General features: G+C 61.9%; 17 protein-coding genes. 9 read left to right on the top strand and 8 right to left on the bottom strand.

Annotated elements, in window-relative coordinates:
- The first annotated feature begins 1 nt into the window (after position 1).
- Positions 2 to 718, top strand: coding sequence for a pirin family protein (locus MWH26_RS13385; RefSeq protein WP_247974684.1), 717 nt, complete (start codon positions 2 to 4; stop codon positions 716 to 718).
- A gap of 75 nt (positions 719 to 793) precedes the next feature.
- Here the strand turns inward: MWH26_RS13385 and meaB are convergent, their stop codons facing one another.
- On the bottom strand, positions 794 to 1771 hold the full coding sequence (meaB, locus tag MWH26_RS13380) for a methylmalonyl Co-A mutase-associated GTPase MeaB (protein WP_247974683.1): 978 nt from the start codon (positions 1769 to 1771) through the stop codon (positions 794 to 796).
- Between the two features lie 136 nt (positions 1772 to 1907).
- On the opposite strand from meaB, the gene MWH26_RS13375 reads away from it, so the two are divergent.
- A complete protein-coding gene (locus MWH26_RS13375) occupies positions 1908 to 3308 on the top strand; it encodes a DUF5723 family protein (protein WP_247974682.1) in 1401 nt (466 codons plus the stop codon).
- Positions 3309 to 3545: 237 nt separating this feature from the next.
- Here the strand turns inward: MWH26_RS13375 and MWH26_RS13370 are convergent, their stop codons facing one another.
- From MWH26_RS13370 to MWH26_RS13355, 4 genes are all read right to left on the bottom strand, one after another.
- Positions 3546 to 4646, bottom strand: coding sequence for a TolB family protein (locus MWH26_RS13370; protein ID WP_247974681.1), 1101 nt, complete (start codon positions 4644 to 4646; stop codon positions 3546 to 3548).
- 263 nt (positions 4647 to 4909) lie between these two features.
- Positions 4910 to 5452 carry an NUDIX hydrolase gene (locus MWH26_RS13365; protein WP_247974680.1) on the bottom strand — a complete coding sequence of 181 codons (543 nt, stop codon included), beginning with the start codon at positions 5450 to 5452 and terminating at the stop codon, positions 4910 to 4912.
- 90 nt (positions 5453 to 5542) lie between these two features.
- Positions 5543 to 6340 (bottom strand): M57 family metalloprotease, encoded by a 798-nt coding sequence (locus MWH26_RS13360; protein ID WP_244697103.1) that lies wholly within the window; start codon positions 6338 to 6340, stop codon positions 5543 to 5545.
- A gap of 133 nt (positions 6341 to 6473) precedes the next feature.
- A complete protein-coding gene (locus tag MWH26_RS13355) occupies positions 6474 to 7229 on the bottom strand; it encodes a L,D-transpeptidase family protein (protein ID WP_247974679.1) in 756 nt (251 codons plus the stop codon).
- Between the two features lie 170 nt (positions 7230 to 7399).
- On the opposite strand from MWH26_RS13355, the gene MWH26_RS13350 reads away from it, so the two are divergent.
- The 5 genes from MWH26_RS13350 to MWH26_RS13330 all read left to right on the top strand — a co-directional run bounded on the left by MWH26_RS13350 (position 7400) and on the right by MWH26_RS13330 (position 12140).
- Positions 7400 to 8407: an alpha/beta hydrolase gene (locus tag MWH26_RS13350; protein ID WP_247974678.1), complete on the top strand. Its 1008-nt coding sequence runs from the start codon at positions 7400 to 7402 to the stop codon at positions 8405 to 8407.
- A gap of 85 nt (positions 8408 to 8492) precedes the next feature.
- Positions 8493 to 8942 (top strand): DUF4174 domain-containing protein, encoded by a 450-nt coding sequence (locus tag MWH26_RS13345; RefSeq protein WP_247974677.1) that lies wholly within the window; start codon positions 8493 to 8495, stop codon positions 8940 to 8942.
- A 40-nt stretch (positions 8943 to 8982) separates the two neighbouring features.
- Entirely contained in the window at positions 8983 to 10140 is a 1158-nt protein-coding gene (locus tag MWH26_RS13340) for an NAD(P)/FAD-dependent oxidoreductase (protein ID WP_247974676.1), read from the top strand.
- 303 nt (positions 10141 to 10443) lie between these two features.
- Positions 10444 to 10932 (top strand): ankyrin repeat domain-containing protein, encoded by a 489-nt coding sequence (locus MWH26_RS13335; protein ID WP_244697097.1) that lies wholly within the window; start codon positions 10444 to 10446, stop codon positions 10930 to 10932.
- 203 nt (positions 10933 to 11135) lie between these two features.
- A complete protein-coding gene (locus MWH26_RS13330) occupies positions 11136 to 12140 on the top strand; it encodes an SDR family oxidoreductase (RefSeq protein ID WP_247974675.1) in 1005 nt (334 codons plus the stop codon).
- A gap of 235 nt (positions 12141 to 12375) precedes the next feature.
- Here the strand turns inward: MWH26_RS13330 and MWH26_RS13325 are convergent, their stop codons facing one another.
- Positions 12376 to 12675 carry a hypothetical protein gene (locus MWH26_RS13325; protein WP_244697095.1) on the bottom strand — a complete coding sequence of 100 codons (300 nt, stop codon included), beginning with the start codon at positions 12673 to 12675 and terminating at the stop codon, positions 12376 to 12378.
- Positions 12676 to 12730: 55 nt separating this feature from the next.
- Positions 12731 to 13462, bottom strand: coding sequence for a metal-dependent hydrolase (locus MWH26_RS13320; protein WP_247974674.1), 732 nt, complete (start codon positions 13460 to 13462; stop codon positions 12731 to 12733).
- Between the two features lie 188 nt (positions 13463 to 13650).
- Between MWH26_RS13320 and MWH26_RS13315 the strand changes: the two genes are divergently transcribed.
- Together MWH26_RS13315 and MWH26_RS13310 are read left to right on the top strand one after the other, a co-directional pair.
- A complete protein-coding gene (locus MWH26_RS13315) occupies positions 13651 to 14064 on the top strand; it encodes a hypothetical protein (protein ID WP_247974673.1) in 414 nt (137 codons plus the stop codon).
- Positions 14065 to 14337: 273 nt separating this feature from the next.
- On the top strand, positions 14338 to 14796 hold the full coding sequence (locus MWH26_RS13310) for a VOC family protein (RefSeq protein ID WP_244697092.1): 459 nt from the start codon (positions 14338 to 14340) through the stop codon (positions 14794 to 14796).
- Positions 14797 to 14910: 114 nt separating this feature from the next.
- Here MWH26_RS13310 and MWH26_RS13305 read toward each other — a convergent pair whose 3' ends face one another.
- Positions 14911 to 15669 (bottom strand): HAD family hydrolase, encoded by a 759-nt coding sequence (locus MWH26_RS13305; protein ID WP_247974672.1) that lies wholly within the window; start codon positions 15667 to 15669, stop codon positions 14911 to 14913.
- Positions 15670 to 15694 lie beyond the last annotated feature (25 nt).

The raw sequence follows: 15694 nt of genomic DNA, 5'->3' as shown, positions 1-15694 counted from the left end.
GATGAGCAAGCACACTCCCGGCCGCATCTACCTCGCCGATCAGCACGGCCAGCTACGTACGCCCCAATCCAGTCGCACCAGCGTGTTGTCCTTTGATGGCTTTACGGATGAGCAGCGCCCTGCCGCGGGCCACCTGCTGGCCTTCAATGAGGAAACGCTGGCCGGCGGGCAGCACGTAGTCTTGCCCGCTCCCGAAGCGGCCTACCTCATTCTGCTGCCCCTAACCGGCGAAATCTGTTTGGCTGGCTCCTCCAGCGAGGCAAAGTGCGCGCAGGTGGAGGAGGTTGTGGTGAGTTGGCTACCGGCCGGCGCTACCCTGCACCTCACCAACCCCTACGATGCGGAGCCAGTAAGCTTTCTGCACATCTGGGTGGCGGCGGGGCAGCAAACCAGCCGAACCGCGGCCGTATTCCCCTACACCTTTGAACAGCTTGAAAACGCACTGGTCGAGGTAGTGCCCCGCGCTGCTGAGCTGCCGCAGCCGTTGGGGCTGCCATTTTCCCTGAGCCTGGGGCGCTTTGCCGGTCGGCAGGAGGCCCTGTACTGCCCCGCGCAAACCGGTACGCTGGTTTTCGCCTATGTGCTGGCCGGTGCCTTTGAGGCCGAGGGCCGGTTGTTGCACGCCAAGGACGGCCTCGCCCTCTGGCAAGCAGCCGAAGTAGAATTGGAGGCCCTCAGCAACAACGCCCTGGTTGTGGTGCTGGAAGTCTTGACCTAAGGCGCGTTACCTCATCCCCAACGGTGGCAGTTTCCGCTTGACCAGAGGCCAGGATAACCTGTGGCGGCTGAGCGGCTACAGGCCTAGCAGCTCCTCGGCCGCGCCAAAAGCCGACTTACGCCCATCCATGACCTGTTGGCGCAGGGAGGGAAGGTGGGTGGCTACGTCGGGGCGGGCATAGAAGCGGGTTTCCAGGGCCTCGCGGATGGTTTCGTGGAGCCAGTGCAGGTTCTGCTCCTGGCGGTGGCGCTGGAAGTAACCGCTGGCCTGGGTCTGCTGCACGTACTGCTCTATCACAGCCCACACCTCCGGCACGCCTGCCCCCGACAGGGCCGAGCTGGTGGTAACCACCGGGCTCCAGGCGCTGGGGGCCAGCGGAAATAGGTGCAGGGCGTTCTGGTACTCCCGGCGGGCCCGGCGGGCGGCCTGCTCGTTGCCGCCGTCGGCCTTGGTGATGGTCACGGCGTCGGCCATTTCCATGATGCCTTTCTTGATGCCCTGCAGCTCGTCGCCGGCCCCGGCCAGCATCAGCAGCAAGAAAAAATCAACCATGCCGTGCACGGCCGTCTCGCTCTGGCCCACGCCCACGGTTTCCACAAAAATAACGTCGTGGCCCGCCGCCTCACAGAGCATCAGGGCCTCGCGGGTGCTGCGCGTAACGCCGCCCAGGCTGCGGCCGGCGGGCGAGGGCCGAATAAACGCCTGGGGGTGCGCAGCCAACTCGTTCATGCGGGTTTTGTCGCCGAGGATGCTGCCGCCGCTACGCTGGGAGCTGGGGTCAACGGCCAGCACGGCCAGGCGTCTGCCTTGCTCCCGTACCAAGTGCAGGCCCAGGGCCTCAATAAACGTGCTTTTTCCTACCCCTGGCACCCCCGTGATACCCACCCGTACCGAGCGACCGGCGTGGGGCAACACTGCATCCAGCACCTGCTGGGCCAGGGCCTGGTCGGAGGACAGGGTGCTTTCCACCAGGGTAATGGCGCGGCTGAGCAGCACGCGGTTGCCCGCCAGGATGCCGTCGGTGTATTCAGAAACGGAAAAGCGCTTGGCCATGAGTGCAGAAACGGAGCTGACCGAGAAAAGTAGCCCGCCAGCCGAGCATTACGGCTGCAAACTACCCCATATCGTACATTTGAAAAAATAGCTGCGGGCGCGCCGCCCCGTCTACTCGTCCTTACCTCGCTGCATCATGGGCAAAAAATTTACCTCGCTTCTCACGGCCTGCCTGCTGGCTAGCACGCTGCCGCTCTACGCCCAGAACGAGCTGAGCAACTTTACGGCCACGGGGCGCGGGGGCGTGGCTACCACTTTTGCCTCCGACTACCAAGCCATTGGCATCAACCCCGCCAACCTGGGGCGGGTAGGAGGCTCCACGGTGGCCTTTACCATTGGTGAGTTTGGGGCGGGAGCCGGTTCTCAGTCGCTCACGCGTCAGCAGCTGCGCAAGTTTATCTTCGACACCGGCCAGCGCCTTACCCTCACCGACAAGCAGGAACTGGCCCGTGCCTTCACGTCTGACAACGCGCTAAACTTCAACGCCGATGCCACTACCCTGGCCTTGGCCGTGCAACTACCGGTAATAGGAGGTATTGCCATCAGCAACCGGGTGCGTAGCGCCGGGCACGTGGCCCTTAACCAGACTGCCGCCGAAATTGCCTTTCTAGGTCGCGACGCCCCCATTTATACCTCCGCCAGTGCCGGCAACTTGCCCCTGGTTACGGAAGCGCTGGCCGGTACCGATTTGCAACTGGCCGTGATGAACGAGTTTAACCTAGCCTGGGGTACGCGCGTGCTCGATTTGCCGTTGCTGCAGGTGTCGGCGGGGGCGGGCTACCGCTACATTCAGGGCGTGGGCATTGTCGATATTCGGGTGCAGCCGGGCAGCCTGCGTGCTTACAGCTCCATGTCGCCGGTGTTCGACCTCAACTACGGCGACATGGTCAATGACCCCAGCTTTAACCTGCGCAACGGCGGGAGCGGCCTGCAACCCGTGGGCAAAGGCCACGGCTTCGACCTCGGGCTGGCCGTGGAAGCGGGCAAGGCCGTGCGGCTGGGCGTAGCCGTGACGGACATCGGCCACATGACCTGGGAAGGCAACCTGCTCACGGCCAACGACCAGAAGCTGAAGCAGCTAAAGTCGGAAGGCATTGGCTCTTACAACTTTATCAAGGAAGCAGCCGAAATCTTTGCTACCGGCACCGACAGCCTCTTTACGTATCAGACGGGGCAGGAGCGCCGGGCCGAGCTGCCCACCAAGCTGCGAGCGGGCGCGGGCCTGCGCATCAGCGAGTTTTTCGAGGCGGGCCTCGACGTGACCCTCCCCTTGAACAACGTGGCTGGCAACATCACTACCCCCTTCATCGGGGCGGGCCTCGATTACAAGCCCACCCGCTGGCTGCGCCTGAGCAGCGGCGTAACGGGCGGCGCCGGCTACGGCATCAGCGTCCCCCTGGGCCTCACGCTGGCCACCAAAGTCTACGAAGCTGGCATCAGCACCCGCGACGTAGCCGGCCTGCTTACCTCCGAAAATCCCTACCTCTCCGTCGCTGCTGGCTTCCTCCGTTTCAAGCTCGGCGGCAAAACGCAGTAGTGATTCGGTGAGTGATTCAGCAAGGGTAATAACGTTAAAACCGCTTGTCATCCTGACGAAGGAAGGACCTTACCACACCGGAACGAACATCGTTGTAACGACTCGTTCACTTGGGGTAAGGTCCTTCGCTGTATTCAGGATGACGGGCGGTTTGTAGGAATTCTTGGGCTGTCTACCGATCAATTCACCATCTTCGGTCATTTCCTAAATCATCAACACGTCAAACCCACCACCTCACTACTTCCCTGGCTCGGTGATGAAGCTGGGTAGGCCGAGCTTGCTGCGGCGGCCACCGAGCTTGAGGCCATCGTCAAGGTATTTGGCCGCGTCGGAGTTGGGGTTTTGGATGATGCCCAGGAAGAGGTTGTCCTCGCGGGCCACGTAGATGTTGCCATCGGGGGCGCGCTGCAGGGAGCCTACCTTGCGGTTAGCCGATTTGCCAATTACCGTGGCTTTGCCGGTTTTCATATCGAACTGAAAGATCTGGGCCTGGCCGCCGCCTTCGCCGTTGCTGGAGCCGTAGAGCTTGGTGCCGTCGGGGGAGAATTCTACGCCGTAGGCTTCCGGGTAGGGAGCAAAGGCTTTCACGTTGCGCACTTGGCCCGTGCTCCGGTCGAAATCAAACACCTCGTACTTGTTGGCCTCACGCCAGAGGGCCACGGCCAGCTTTTTGCCATCGGGGGAGAATTTCATGGCTCCAATGGCATTGCGGCCGGGGCCGGCGTGCATGCTACCCACGTTGCTCATGATAGGCTTGCTCTGCACCCCATCGGCCGTGACCAGGAAGCTCACGAAGGCGTTGGAGTTCCAGCGGTGGGCCACAATCCAGACGTCGCGGCCGTTTTGGTGGCGGACGGCGGCCAGCTTCTCGGCCACTGGCGTAATGAGCAGGGCATTGGCGCGAGGTACGTCGCCGAGGCCGTTTTCGCGGGTCATATCCACAATGGAGTAGCGCAAACCATTGGGGCCGCCCTGGGCGCCCACCGTGAATACGTAGAACACATTGCCGCTGCCGGGGTCCGGTACCACCAAGGCGCTTTGAGTGCTGGAATTGGAGCCCATCAGCTTTTTGCCGTTGGGCATTACCTGATGCTGGCGGTTAAACACAAACTCGCCGTTGGTATAGAACAACAGTTGACCCTGCTGATTGGTGGCTACCGCGGAGCCCTCATACGTGGTCATCTTGCTGGTGAGCAGCGGGGTAGGAGCGCCCCCGCCAGCCGGGAAGGTCAGGCCCGCCTGCTGGCCAAACAGCCACACGGATTGTTCCCGCTGGGCCAGTACCGCACCGGGCAAGAGCAACGCCAGCAAGAGCGGCAAAAGCGAAAGTCGTTTCATAGAGGTAAAAAGAACTACAGTCGTGTTATAACGCAATTTCGTGCCAAAATAGTAAGGGGTGAGGTGGCGCGTTAGTGATTGAGGTAATGAGGTAATGAAGTGATAAGGTGGTGAGTAAAGGCCATCATCCTGAGGCGGTAGCCGCAGGACCTTATCAGATAAGAACGAAAATCGTTGTGACGACCTATGCGGACGTGATAAGGTCCTGCGGCTACCGCCTAAGGATGACGTACCGCTATATGCTACTTCACCATCTCACTATCTCATACTTCCCACTCACCGGCCAGCAGGCGCGGAATTAGGGGCTGAATGATGCGGTAGCTGGCGCCCCAGAGCGGGTAGTTGCTGCCTACGCGGTAGAAGGGCACCCGGTACGGACTGGGCCAGCCGGCTAGTTGCCAGGTTTCCTCAGTGTGGTTGGCCGCGTCGGCGAGGTGGCGAAGCGGGATTTCCAGCACTTCATCTATTTCCGAGGTTTGCCACTGCCAAGCCGCCGGCCGACGGATGCGGCCCAGAAATGGGGCAATACGGAAGCCCGAGGGCACATCGACGGTAGGCAAAGCGGCCAGCACCTCTACGTCGGTGGGTGGCAGGTGTACTTCTTCGAAAGCCTCGCGCAGGGCCGTGGCTTGCAGGTTGGTATCCGTGGGCTCGTGCTTGCCGCCAGGAAAAGCCAGCTGGCCCCCGTGCACACCAAACGCCGCCCGTCGCACCATCACTACCTGTAACTCACCCTGCGCATCGCGGAAAATAGGAACGAGCACGGCCGAATCGCGCAGGTTCTTGGGAATTGGAAAATCGGGCATAACACAACAGCGCCGCCGCGGGCAAGTCCGCGGCGGCGCTGGCAAGGTACAACCCGCGCCGCTTAGGTAGCGGGGCCGGGCACTGGCGGGCTAGTAGAGGTAGCTAAGCGCCGTGCGGTCGTTGGCATTGAAGGGGCGGCTCTGGCCCGAGCCGATGCAGGCCAGCATCCAGGAGTTGGGGTCGGCCGCGGCGGGCGTGCCCGGAATCAGGACGGCGCCCACGGTGCTGGCGCCTTCATTGGCCGTAGAGCCACCGCAGCTATAGCTCCGGTCCATGTAATCGGTGTGGCGGAAGCCAATGCAGTGGCCAATTTCGTGGGCCAGAATGGTAGCTAAGTAGCCCTGCACTGGGGTGTTGCCGATGGCGCGCGAGTTCACTTTCACTTCGCCGTAGGGGTTGCCGCCGGTGGGGAAGCCGGCCGAAGCCAGGTAGCTGCCGCTGCCGCGCACAATGCTGATGTTGCCACCCGAAGAAACCCGGCTAAAGGTCAGCTGCAGGCCCTGGGCGTTGTAACGGGCAATGGCTTCGTCGAGACCCGCCACGTAGGCGCTGGGTAGCTGGCTGGAAATGCTCACGGTAATAACGCGCGGCAGGCCCGTTACCAAGTTGGTGGTACGGTACTGCTCGGCCGTGCCCACGCGCAGCAACTGCACGGCGGCACGGTTGCTCAGGTCGGCCGGCGACAACACAATGTCACCCTCTACCACGTAGTTGCCATCCTCGTCGCGCTGTACGTTCTCGGCGCTAAAGCCAAGCTGACGGATTTGGGTAAGCGCATCGGCACTGATGTCCTCGGCCTTATTTACTACTGCTTCTTTTTCCGAGCAGCTGCTCAGAGCCGTTAGCATGGCGAAGCCGCCCATCAGGAGGTAGGAAGTGATTTTCATAGAGTGTGTGAGGTTGTGTGAAAGGAAGGATTCAATGTATTCAAAATATCTATACTATAATTATTTTAATTTTATTTTAATGATATCAGCTGAACACTAGAGCTTTAGATACGGATAAGTAGGAAATGCCTCCTCACCGCACCGCGTAGCGGCCAGCGGCATCAACTGCCACCGTTGGGAGTTGGTGGTGGTCTTCGAAATGTTGGTAGCCGGCAGCCAGCTGCTGCCAAAACGCCAGGTGCGGACTGTTCAGGCGACGCGCCAGGTTATCAGCCGTCAGCTCAAAAGGAAAGATGTGCACGGGAATGGCTGCCTGGCCCGCCGCCCGAGCCTCCACGGCCAGCACGTACAGCTCCCGGATGCCCGCGTCGGTGATGGGCAGGCAGCCGATGGTTACATCAGAGCCGTGAATGAAAATATCCTGGCCGGGGTTGAGCGAGCCGCTCCGGTAAGCGTCGGCCGCATTGGGGTAATCAAGGCCCAACGATAGATGGTACTTGCTGGCCGGATTAAACCGGTCAATCGTATAAAAGCCTTCCGGCACTTGCCCGTCGCCGGCCTGCCGCTTGGGCCCTAGCGTGCCCGAAGTGCCCGCCAGCCGAAACGTGCGCAGCAGCACAAATTGACCCTCGTCGTGGTTGCGGCCCCACACCTCCAACCGGCGCCCTACCTTAAACGCCCGCAGAAATAGCTCCAGCCGCTCCGCTACCACACCATGCCGATGCAACAGTGCCTGCACGGGGGCGTGGTGCAGTGTATAGGCCGTGCGCACTCGCGGAAAGCGCTGCTGCTCACTTCGAAAGGTAAGGTTAGGCTCGGGCCGGCGGGCAGAGGAGCGGGCATAGAGGGCCACGAGTAGCGCGGCGGCAAGCAAAAGCAAAAGTCGCATCAGTTGGCAAGGGTAGGCGGGCAGCTATAGAAGGCAGCTGGGACTTCCTCAACGGTAGCACGGTGGCGGTTAGTATAGAGCGTTTGGTATATAGAGGCGTATCATTGTTTGCGCGCTGGCAGCAGGCAGCCAGGGGGTATCGGCAGCACCTTGTTTTCCGTAGTGCTGCTATGCCATCTGCCCCCGCTACTGCCGCGCCCTACCAGCCCGACCCGCTCGGGCCCGATTTCGAACAGTTGGTACTGCCTCAACCCGATGATTACGAGGGCCCGGTACGAGCCGTGCTGGTGCGCTGCCGCCAGGAGCTGCCCGCGCCTACCCCGCGGGCGGTGCTTTACGTGCACGGGTTCAACGACTACTTTTTTCAGCGCGAAATGGCGGAAGCGTACATCCAGCACGGCTACCGCTTTTACGCCCTCGACCTGCGCAAATACGGGCGGGCCCTGCTACCCCACCAGCGCCCCAACAACGTGCGCAGCCTCACGGAGTATTTCTTTGACCTAGACGCCGCTTTAAGCCAAATGCAGCGGGAAGGCAGCGCCAGCGTAATACTCAGTGGCCACTCCACGGGCAGCCTTATCACGACCCTTTACGCAACCCACCGCCGGCCGCCGGGTGTAGTGGCCCTGGTGCTGAACAGTCCGTTTCTGGAGCTACACCAGTCATGGCTGCGGCGGCACGTGGCCGTGCCGGTGGCCGTGGCACTCGGGGCCCGCTGGCCAAACCTGCCCTTGCCCGCCGGCCTGCCCCCTACCTACGGGCAAAGCCTGCACCGGGCCTATCGGGGCAATTGGGAATACAACCTAGCCTGGAAGCCCAACCATGTGTTTGCCGTGAATGCCGGCTGGCTGCGGGCCATCCGGCAGGGGCAGGCCCAGGTACGGCGCGGATTGGGACTGTCCTTGCCCGTACTGGTCCTGCACTCCGACCGCACCACGGAGGGCCGCACCTGGCACGAAGAAGTTAAACGCACCGACATTGTGTTGGAGGTGGCGCATATTGCGGCCCTTGCTCCCCGCCTCGGCCCCAACGTAACCGTGCGCGCTGTACCCGGGGCCGTACACGATGTATTTCTGTCGGCGCCGGCGGTACGGGCCGAGGCGTACCGGGCAGTATTTGCGTGGTTACGGCAGCAGGTACCGGTGCCAGCTTTAGGCCACCCGCAATCCGTGGTGTAGCGCCCACAGCTTATCTACCGGCGTTGTTCTACGGAGCCAACAAGGCAGGTTTACTTTATACCGCTCCCGTTTCTCTTTCTTCGACATGGCTTTCTATGCGCTACTTTCTGCCTTGCTGAGCATCCCGCTCTGGCTGGCCCCGGTAAGTGCCCCAGCCCAGGGGCTGCCAGCGGATGGTTTGGCCGCTACCCTCCACGCCAGCAAGTGGCAGCAGCGGGTGCTTTTGCTCTGCGCGCCAACCGCCGACAACGCCGAGCTGCGCCGGCAACAGCAGGTACTGCGCCCGGCAAAAGCCGAGTTAGTGGCCCGCGACGTGGTGGTGTACGAGGTAATTCAAAACCGGCTTTCTGCCGCCGACCAGCGCTACCTGCGCCAGCGGTTAGGAGTGGCAAGCGGCTCATTTACGGTGCTGCTCCTGGGCAAAGACGGCGGGGTAAAGCGGCGCGAAATGCAGCCCCTGTCCGCCGCTCAGCTGTTCGCTACCATTGATGCCATGCCCATGCGCCAGCAGGAGATGCGCCGGCCCCGGAAGTAGCGGATGCGGTACAAGCGGCGGCCGGTGCGTACTTTCGAGCGTGGCCACTACTCCCCCATATGACGTGCTGATTGTAGGTGCCGGTCCGGCCGGGGCGGCGTGCGCCTTGGCGCTGGCCGGGAGCGGCCTCCGGGTTGCGCTGGTCGATAAGGCCCGGTTTCCGCGCGACAAGGTGTGCGGTGATGCTATTCCGGGCCCTACGCTCAAGGCATTGGCCCGCCTGAAGCCCGCCTACGCCCAGGAATTGCGCAACCTCACCCAAGCCCACCGCACCGATGTCCGGACCAGCCGGCTGCTTTCCCCCGCCGGGGTTGAGGTGAGCGTGGAGTGGCGGGCGCCCGCCTTCAACAGCCCCCGCCTGCACTTTGATGAGGCCTTGCTCACGCTGGTGCGGCGCCACACCTCTACCACGCTCCTCGAAGGCGACGCGGTGAAAAAAGTGTGGCAGACCGACGAGCTGGTGATGGCGCAACTAACCGACCAGACCGAGCTACGGGCCCGCCTTATTATTGGGTGCGACGGGACCCATTCCGTGGTAGGCCGGAGCCTGCTGCCCCAGCCACTAAACCGGGCCCGGCACTGCGCGGCCGTGCGCGCCTACTACCGCGGCGTTACCGATGCCCCCGAAACGACCAGCGAGTTTCTGTTTTTGCGGCGGTACCGGGCGGGGTACTGCTGGGTTTTTCCGGTAGGCGGCGGGGTGTATAACGTAGGTTTCGGGATGCTCTCGGCTGATATTGCCCGTCACAAAGTAGACCTGAAGCAGGAGTTACAACAACTGCTTACAACTCATCCGGCGCTAGCCAGCCGCTTCCGGGCGGCGCTACCCCTGGGGCCAGTGCAAGGGTTTGGGCTTCCGTTGGGTGGGTCCGGAAGGCCCCTTTCCGGCCGCCGGGTTCTGCTCTGCGGCGACGCGGCCGCCCTCATTGATCCGCTCCAGGGGCACGGCATCGACAAAGCAGTTATCAGCGGAATCCTGGCCGCGGAGCACGCCCGGCGCTGCTGCGAAGCCCAGGATTTCAGCCGGGCTTCCCTCGCCCAGTACGACCAAGCCGTGCACCGCCGCCTTGGCCGCGACTTGGCCCGCCGCTACCAGCTCATGCGCGTACTGGCTCGGGCGCCTTGGCTGGTAGAGCTGGCGTTTGCGGCGGGCCGCTGGCCCCGGCTCCGACGGTGGCTGGTGCAAGCAGTCGGGTAGGAGCGAGGAAAGGCAGGCGCACAGCTGGTCGGGCTTACCATGTGTCCGGCAGCGTAATAGCATCAGCAGCAGATATTACTGTGTAACCTGCCGCGGCTTGAGTGCTTCGGCTACCTAGTTTTTGCCAGCTACACTGAAGCTGATCTATTTCGGGTTCCTGTCGTACTACCTTCCGGCGTCAACAGAAAATTGGGGCGGGGCACCGCCAACTCCCTGGTTTCTTTGTTTAGCGAAACAGTCCTTCGCCTGCTAGGCGGGCGCGGAGGCTGCCGGCTTTGGCTTTTCACTCAACCTACCTTTTCCATGTCCTTCACCTCTTCCCGTCCCGAAGACCTCCTGACCAACGCCGCCCGCAACGGCGACGTAGCCACGATTCAAACCCTGCTGGCCGAGGGCGCCGACGTCAATTACCAGGATGGCCGCGGTTTCACGCCCCTAATTCTGGCCGCCTACGATGGCCACCTCGAAGCCACGAAAGTACTGCTGCAAGCCGGCGCTAACCCCAACGTGCACGACGCCAGCGGCAACACGGCCCTGATGGGCGTTGCGTTCAAAGGCTACCCCGAAATTGCCCAGCTACTCATCGACAACGGCGCCGACTTGAACGCCCGCAACGGCAACGAGGGCACGGCCCTCATGTTTGCTACCCTCTTCGGCCGCCACAACATAGTGCCCCTGCTGCTCAAGGCCGGTGCCGACGCTACCCTGCGCGACGTGCGTGGCCTCTCGGCCCGCGACCTGGCCATTCAGCAAGGCAACGAGCAAGCTTTGGAGCTGCTGCCCCAGCAGTAGCCACTAGGTCAGCCCGACTGAAAACAGAACGTTCTGCTTTTACCCCGCGCCGTGGGGTAAAAGCAGAACGTTCTGTTTTCGGTGGGGCACCAGGGGTAGGAGCCACTATCAGTCGGTAGGCCGCGCATAATTCTGGCATGGGGTAGCCGTGCGCCCTGCTTGGTCGTATGGAAAGATGACCTGAGCATCTTACCTGTACTACTATGAAACTCAAACCACTTAAAAAGCAGACGCTGGTTATAACCGGCGCCACCAGCGGTATTGGTCTGGCTACGGCTCGCATGGCCGCCCAAGCCGGAGCCAACCTGGTGCTAGCCGCCCGCAGCGAGGAAGACCTGCGCAAAGTAGCCGCCGACCTGCGCAAGCGCGGCGGCCAGGTGGCCACGGTAACCGCCGACGTAGCCCGCATTCCCGACGTTCAGCGCATAGCCGCTACCGCCCAGGAGCGGTTTGGGGGCTTTGATACCTGGATTAACAACGCTGCCGCCTCTATTTGGGGCCGGCTAGAGGAAGTCAGCGACGAGGACAGCCGCCGCATGTTTGATACCAACTATTGGGGCGTCGTGAACGGCTCTCTGGAAGCCATCAAGCACCTAAAGCGGCATGGTGGGGCCCTGATTAATCTGGGTAGCGTGGCTTCGGATATTGCGTTTCCGCTCCAGGGTCAGTACTCGGCTAGTAAGCACGCCATTAAGGGCTTTACCGATGCCTTGCGCATGGAGCTGGAAGAGGAAGGGGCACCGGTTTCGGTTACCCTGATTAAGCCTTCGGCCATTAACACCCCCTTTCCGCAGCACGCCAAAAACTACATGGACCGGGAGCCCCAGCTGCCGCCGCCCGTGTATGAGCCTGAGGAAGTAGCCAACGCCATTATTCACGCCGCCCAGCACCCGGAACGCGACGTGTACATTGGCGGCGGGGGCAAGATGTTCAGCTCCTTGAACAAGCATTTCCCCCGGGCCATGGATTTCATGAACGAGAAGGTAAACATGAAGCTCCAGACCCGCGACGAGCGGCCCCGCCACCCCGCCGGTTCCCTGCACCGCCCCGAAGTGCGCGACGGCCACGTGCACGGCGACCATCCGGGTTACGTGATGAAGCGAAGCCTCTACACCCGCGCCAGCATGCACCCCGTCATGACGGGCGCTTTTGCCGCTCTGGCCGGGGGAGTGCTGGTAGCACTGCTGTCCGGCAAAAACGGTAAATAAACCTTGCTAGCTCACAAAAAAGTCTCCTGCTGCGTAACGCAGCAGGAGACTTTTCTGTGCTTGGAGGTAGGCAAAGTAACCCAGCAAGACTTGCCGTTTCACGCATTAACGCATCGTGCTGCCGTGGTGTCAGGGTAAAGTACTTAACAGCACTCCAGCTCTATGTTTGCTTCCTGTCTACTTGTCTAATGTATTCCCCGCAAATCGGTGAGGCCGGGCTATACTGCTGGGGCGCTTAGTCGCGCTTTTCCAGTGGCTGCCAGGGCTGTTCTACCACGGCGGCAGTATTGGTGGAGAGGTAGTGGTTGTAGAGCTGTTCAGCGGGGCCCTGGCCGAGCAGGGGTTGGCCTTCAGTAGGTAGCACCAGCAGCAGAGCGTCCGGGGCCAGGCCTAAGGCGGTAGTGAGCCGCTGCTGCAGGGCTGGCAAATCGGGTTGGTTGGCTTCTTGGAGCTTTACAACCGTAAGGTGCTGCCCCTCGTGCTCGATGCGGGCGAAAACGCCGGTGGGTCCGGTAGAAAAGGTATCTGTGGTCATGGCAGTAAAGAAGGTACGGCCTACTATACGCAAGCCGTCTTGGTCCCGCTGCCTTTTACGGAAGCTGGCCTATTTCCAACGTTTCGCCGGCGGCCAGGGCGTGCACCGTCACGTCATCGTCTTGCCGCAGGTATTCTTGCAACTGGTCCGGAGTGCCCACCAAGGAGGCAAACGTACCGTAGTGAAACGGCACGAGGTGGGCCACCCGCAGCAACCGGGCGGCGTACGCTGCCTCCCGGGGCCCCATCGTGTACCGGTCGCCGATGGGCAGTAGGGCCACAGTGGGCTTGTACAGGTCGGCTAGCAGGCGCATGTCGCCGAACAGGGCTGTGTCGCCGGCGGCGTAGAGCACGGTGTTATCCGAGAAGTGCAGGATGTAGCCCACCCTCTCGTGCTGAAAGCCAGGGGTGCCACCGGGCAACTCTACGTGGGCCGCGTGGTGGGCTACGGTCATGGTCAGGCGCAGGCCAACTACCTCAATGCTGCCGCCTACGTTCATGGCCTCGCACTGCTCACCGGGCACGCCTTGCTCCTGGAGGTAGAACCGCACGGGTGCGGGTGCTACAACCCGGGCTCCGGTGCGCGCCAGCAGGGCTGGTAACTCCGCATCCAGGTGGTCGTCGTGGCCGTGCGTGAGGAGCACGAGGTCGGCGTGTTCGGGCCGCCGAAGGTGCTCGGGCACGTAGGGGTTGCCCGTCAGCCAAGGGTCAAGCAGTAGGACGTGGCCTTCGGGGGTAGTGATGCGGAAGCTGGCGTGGCCCAGCAGTTGGAGGCGGGTGGTTGGCATAGCAGGGAAAGATGGGAAGCAGGCGGGAAGGTACTACAGCCGAAGGTGTGGTAGTACGGCCTTGGCAGTACCGGCCCCGCGGCACCCGGCCCCAGCCTCAAAATACCTTCCTGGCGGCTAGCTGAACCATAATTCGTTGATCTTCTTTTTACTATATTTGACTAATTCCTTCCTCGCCCTGGCCTCCTATGCCCGCAGCCTCAACCTTACACTTTGAAAATGTGGCCGGTCGCTTAACCGTGCACCCGGCCGGCTTTGTGGTAGTAACTTGGCACAAAGGCACGCGGCGGCTAGACGACTTCAAGGCCGTACTCAACCACCTCGACCAGCTGCTCCGCCTGCACCGCTTAAGCAAGCTGCTCGCCGACCAGCGGGAGCTGACGCCCTTCACGGAGGCGGAGCGCACCTGGGTTGTAACCGAGTGGCTGCCCCAGGCCGTGGGCAACGGGCCCTACCGCTACGCCGCCGTGTTACTGCCCCTCGACGTGTTTGCCCGCCTGGCCTCGAAGTCGGTGATGTCGGAGTCGCAGGAGAAATTTTTGGCCTACCAGTTCTGCGAAACCGAAGCGGAAGCCACTAAGTGGTTGCTGCTTCAGCGGTAGGGTAGGGGTGAAGTGGTCATTGGCTTACCGCTGCCCACGGGTTTTGACCTTGAAACGGCCTCCTTTCGGTATTGACTTCATCCCTCCGGAAAGTGGCCCTACGCGCCATCCACGGAAGAACTCTGGCAGCTACCGGGTTGCTTACACTCCCTTTTTTCAGGCTAGCAGCAGTGGCTGCGTCTGGAGCAAATGCCACCGGGGAGTGGTTCTCCGTAACCTACTTCTCCAGCGCACACGCCGCTACTTTTCTGTTTCTCAACCACAGCACTACCGATGACTAGCAACCGGATTCTGAGTGCCGCAGTTATGTTGCTGGCCCTGACCGGCTCCGGCCGAGCAATGGCTCAGGCGCGCCCGGCCGTAAATCACATTGCCCTCTACGTCTATGACTTGCAGAAAAGCACGAATTTCTATCAGAACGTGCTGGGGCTGCGGCAGATTTCGGAGCCGTTTAAGGATGGGCGCCACGTTTGGTTTCGGATGGGGCCGCACAGCCAGCTCCACCTCATTCAGGGCGCCGCGAGGGTAGAGGAGCACGCCAAAGACACGCACCTGGCCTTCCGGGTGAAAGACCTGGGCAAGTTCACCGCCCGCCTCGATCAATCGGCCACGCCCTACAGCAGCTGGACCGGAGAAGCCAAGCAAACCACTGCCCGCCCCGACGGCGTGAAGCAAGTGTACCTGCAGGACCCCGACAAGTTCTGGATTGAAGTCAATGACGACAAGTTTTAACGCGGCGGCTCTGTCTACTGCCAACCCAGCCGGTAAGCGTGCTTACTAAAGTGGTTTACCTCAGCGAAGTTGGTTAAACGAAACGGAGCTATTAGGAACCCCAGATTCCGGGAGCTAGAGTTTCTGGGAAACCGGGGGCTGGGCGCCGGTAATCTGTAGCAGCACCTCAGCCAAAGGCTCCAGGCTCGTAATTTCTTCCACGTGCGCCAGCGGACGGAGGCCGGCAAAGCGGTTCAGCCAAACCGGACGGATGCCCACGTCTAGCGCGCCGACCACATCGGCCTGCCAGTTGTCGCCGACCATCACGGTTTCGGCGGCGCGGCTGCGCAGGCGCTGCAGGGCCACTTCAAATATGCGCGGGTTAGGCTTGGTTACCCCGACTTCCTCGGAGGTAACAAGGGCATCAACCAGGTGCGCCATGCCCAGGTGCCGGAGCTTTTCTTGCTGCTCGGCCGTGCGGTTGTTGGTTACGATGCCAACCTTATAGTGGGGCCGGAGGGCTTCGAGCAAGGCCACCGCGCCCGCAATTGGCTGGCGCAGGCGCTGATAATGGCCGTAGTGCTGCTGGGCAAACTCCGTTGCCGCCGCATGGGTGCGGGCGAGGCCATACGGGGCCAGCAGGCGCTGGAAACGCAGGCGGCGGGCATCTTCATAAGTGCACTTGCCAGCCAGCACCTGCGGGTGCATTTCCTCCAGTATCTCGCTGTACTGCTGGTACAAGGCCTCCATATCGGCCCCCGCAAACTCCGGCAGCCCGGCCGTGCTGGTGGCCAGCGCCGCCCGAGCCGTATTGGCGTGGTCGAACAGGGTATCGTCCAGGTCGAAGAGGACGGTAGTAACGGGAACGATGCTGGACGACGGCTCTGGCTGCATGGCAACGGGTAAGTAGGCGACTTGA

This window comes from Hymenobacter sublimis, from assembly GCF_023101345.1.
Lineage (GTDB): Bacteria > Bacteroidota > Bacteroidia > Cytophagales > Hymenobacteraceae > Hymenobacter > Hymenobacter sublimis.
This window is presented reverse-complemented; position numbering and strand designations above follow the sequence as displayed.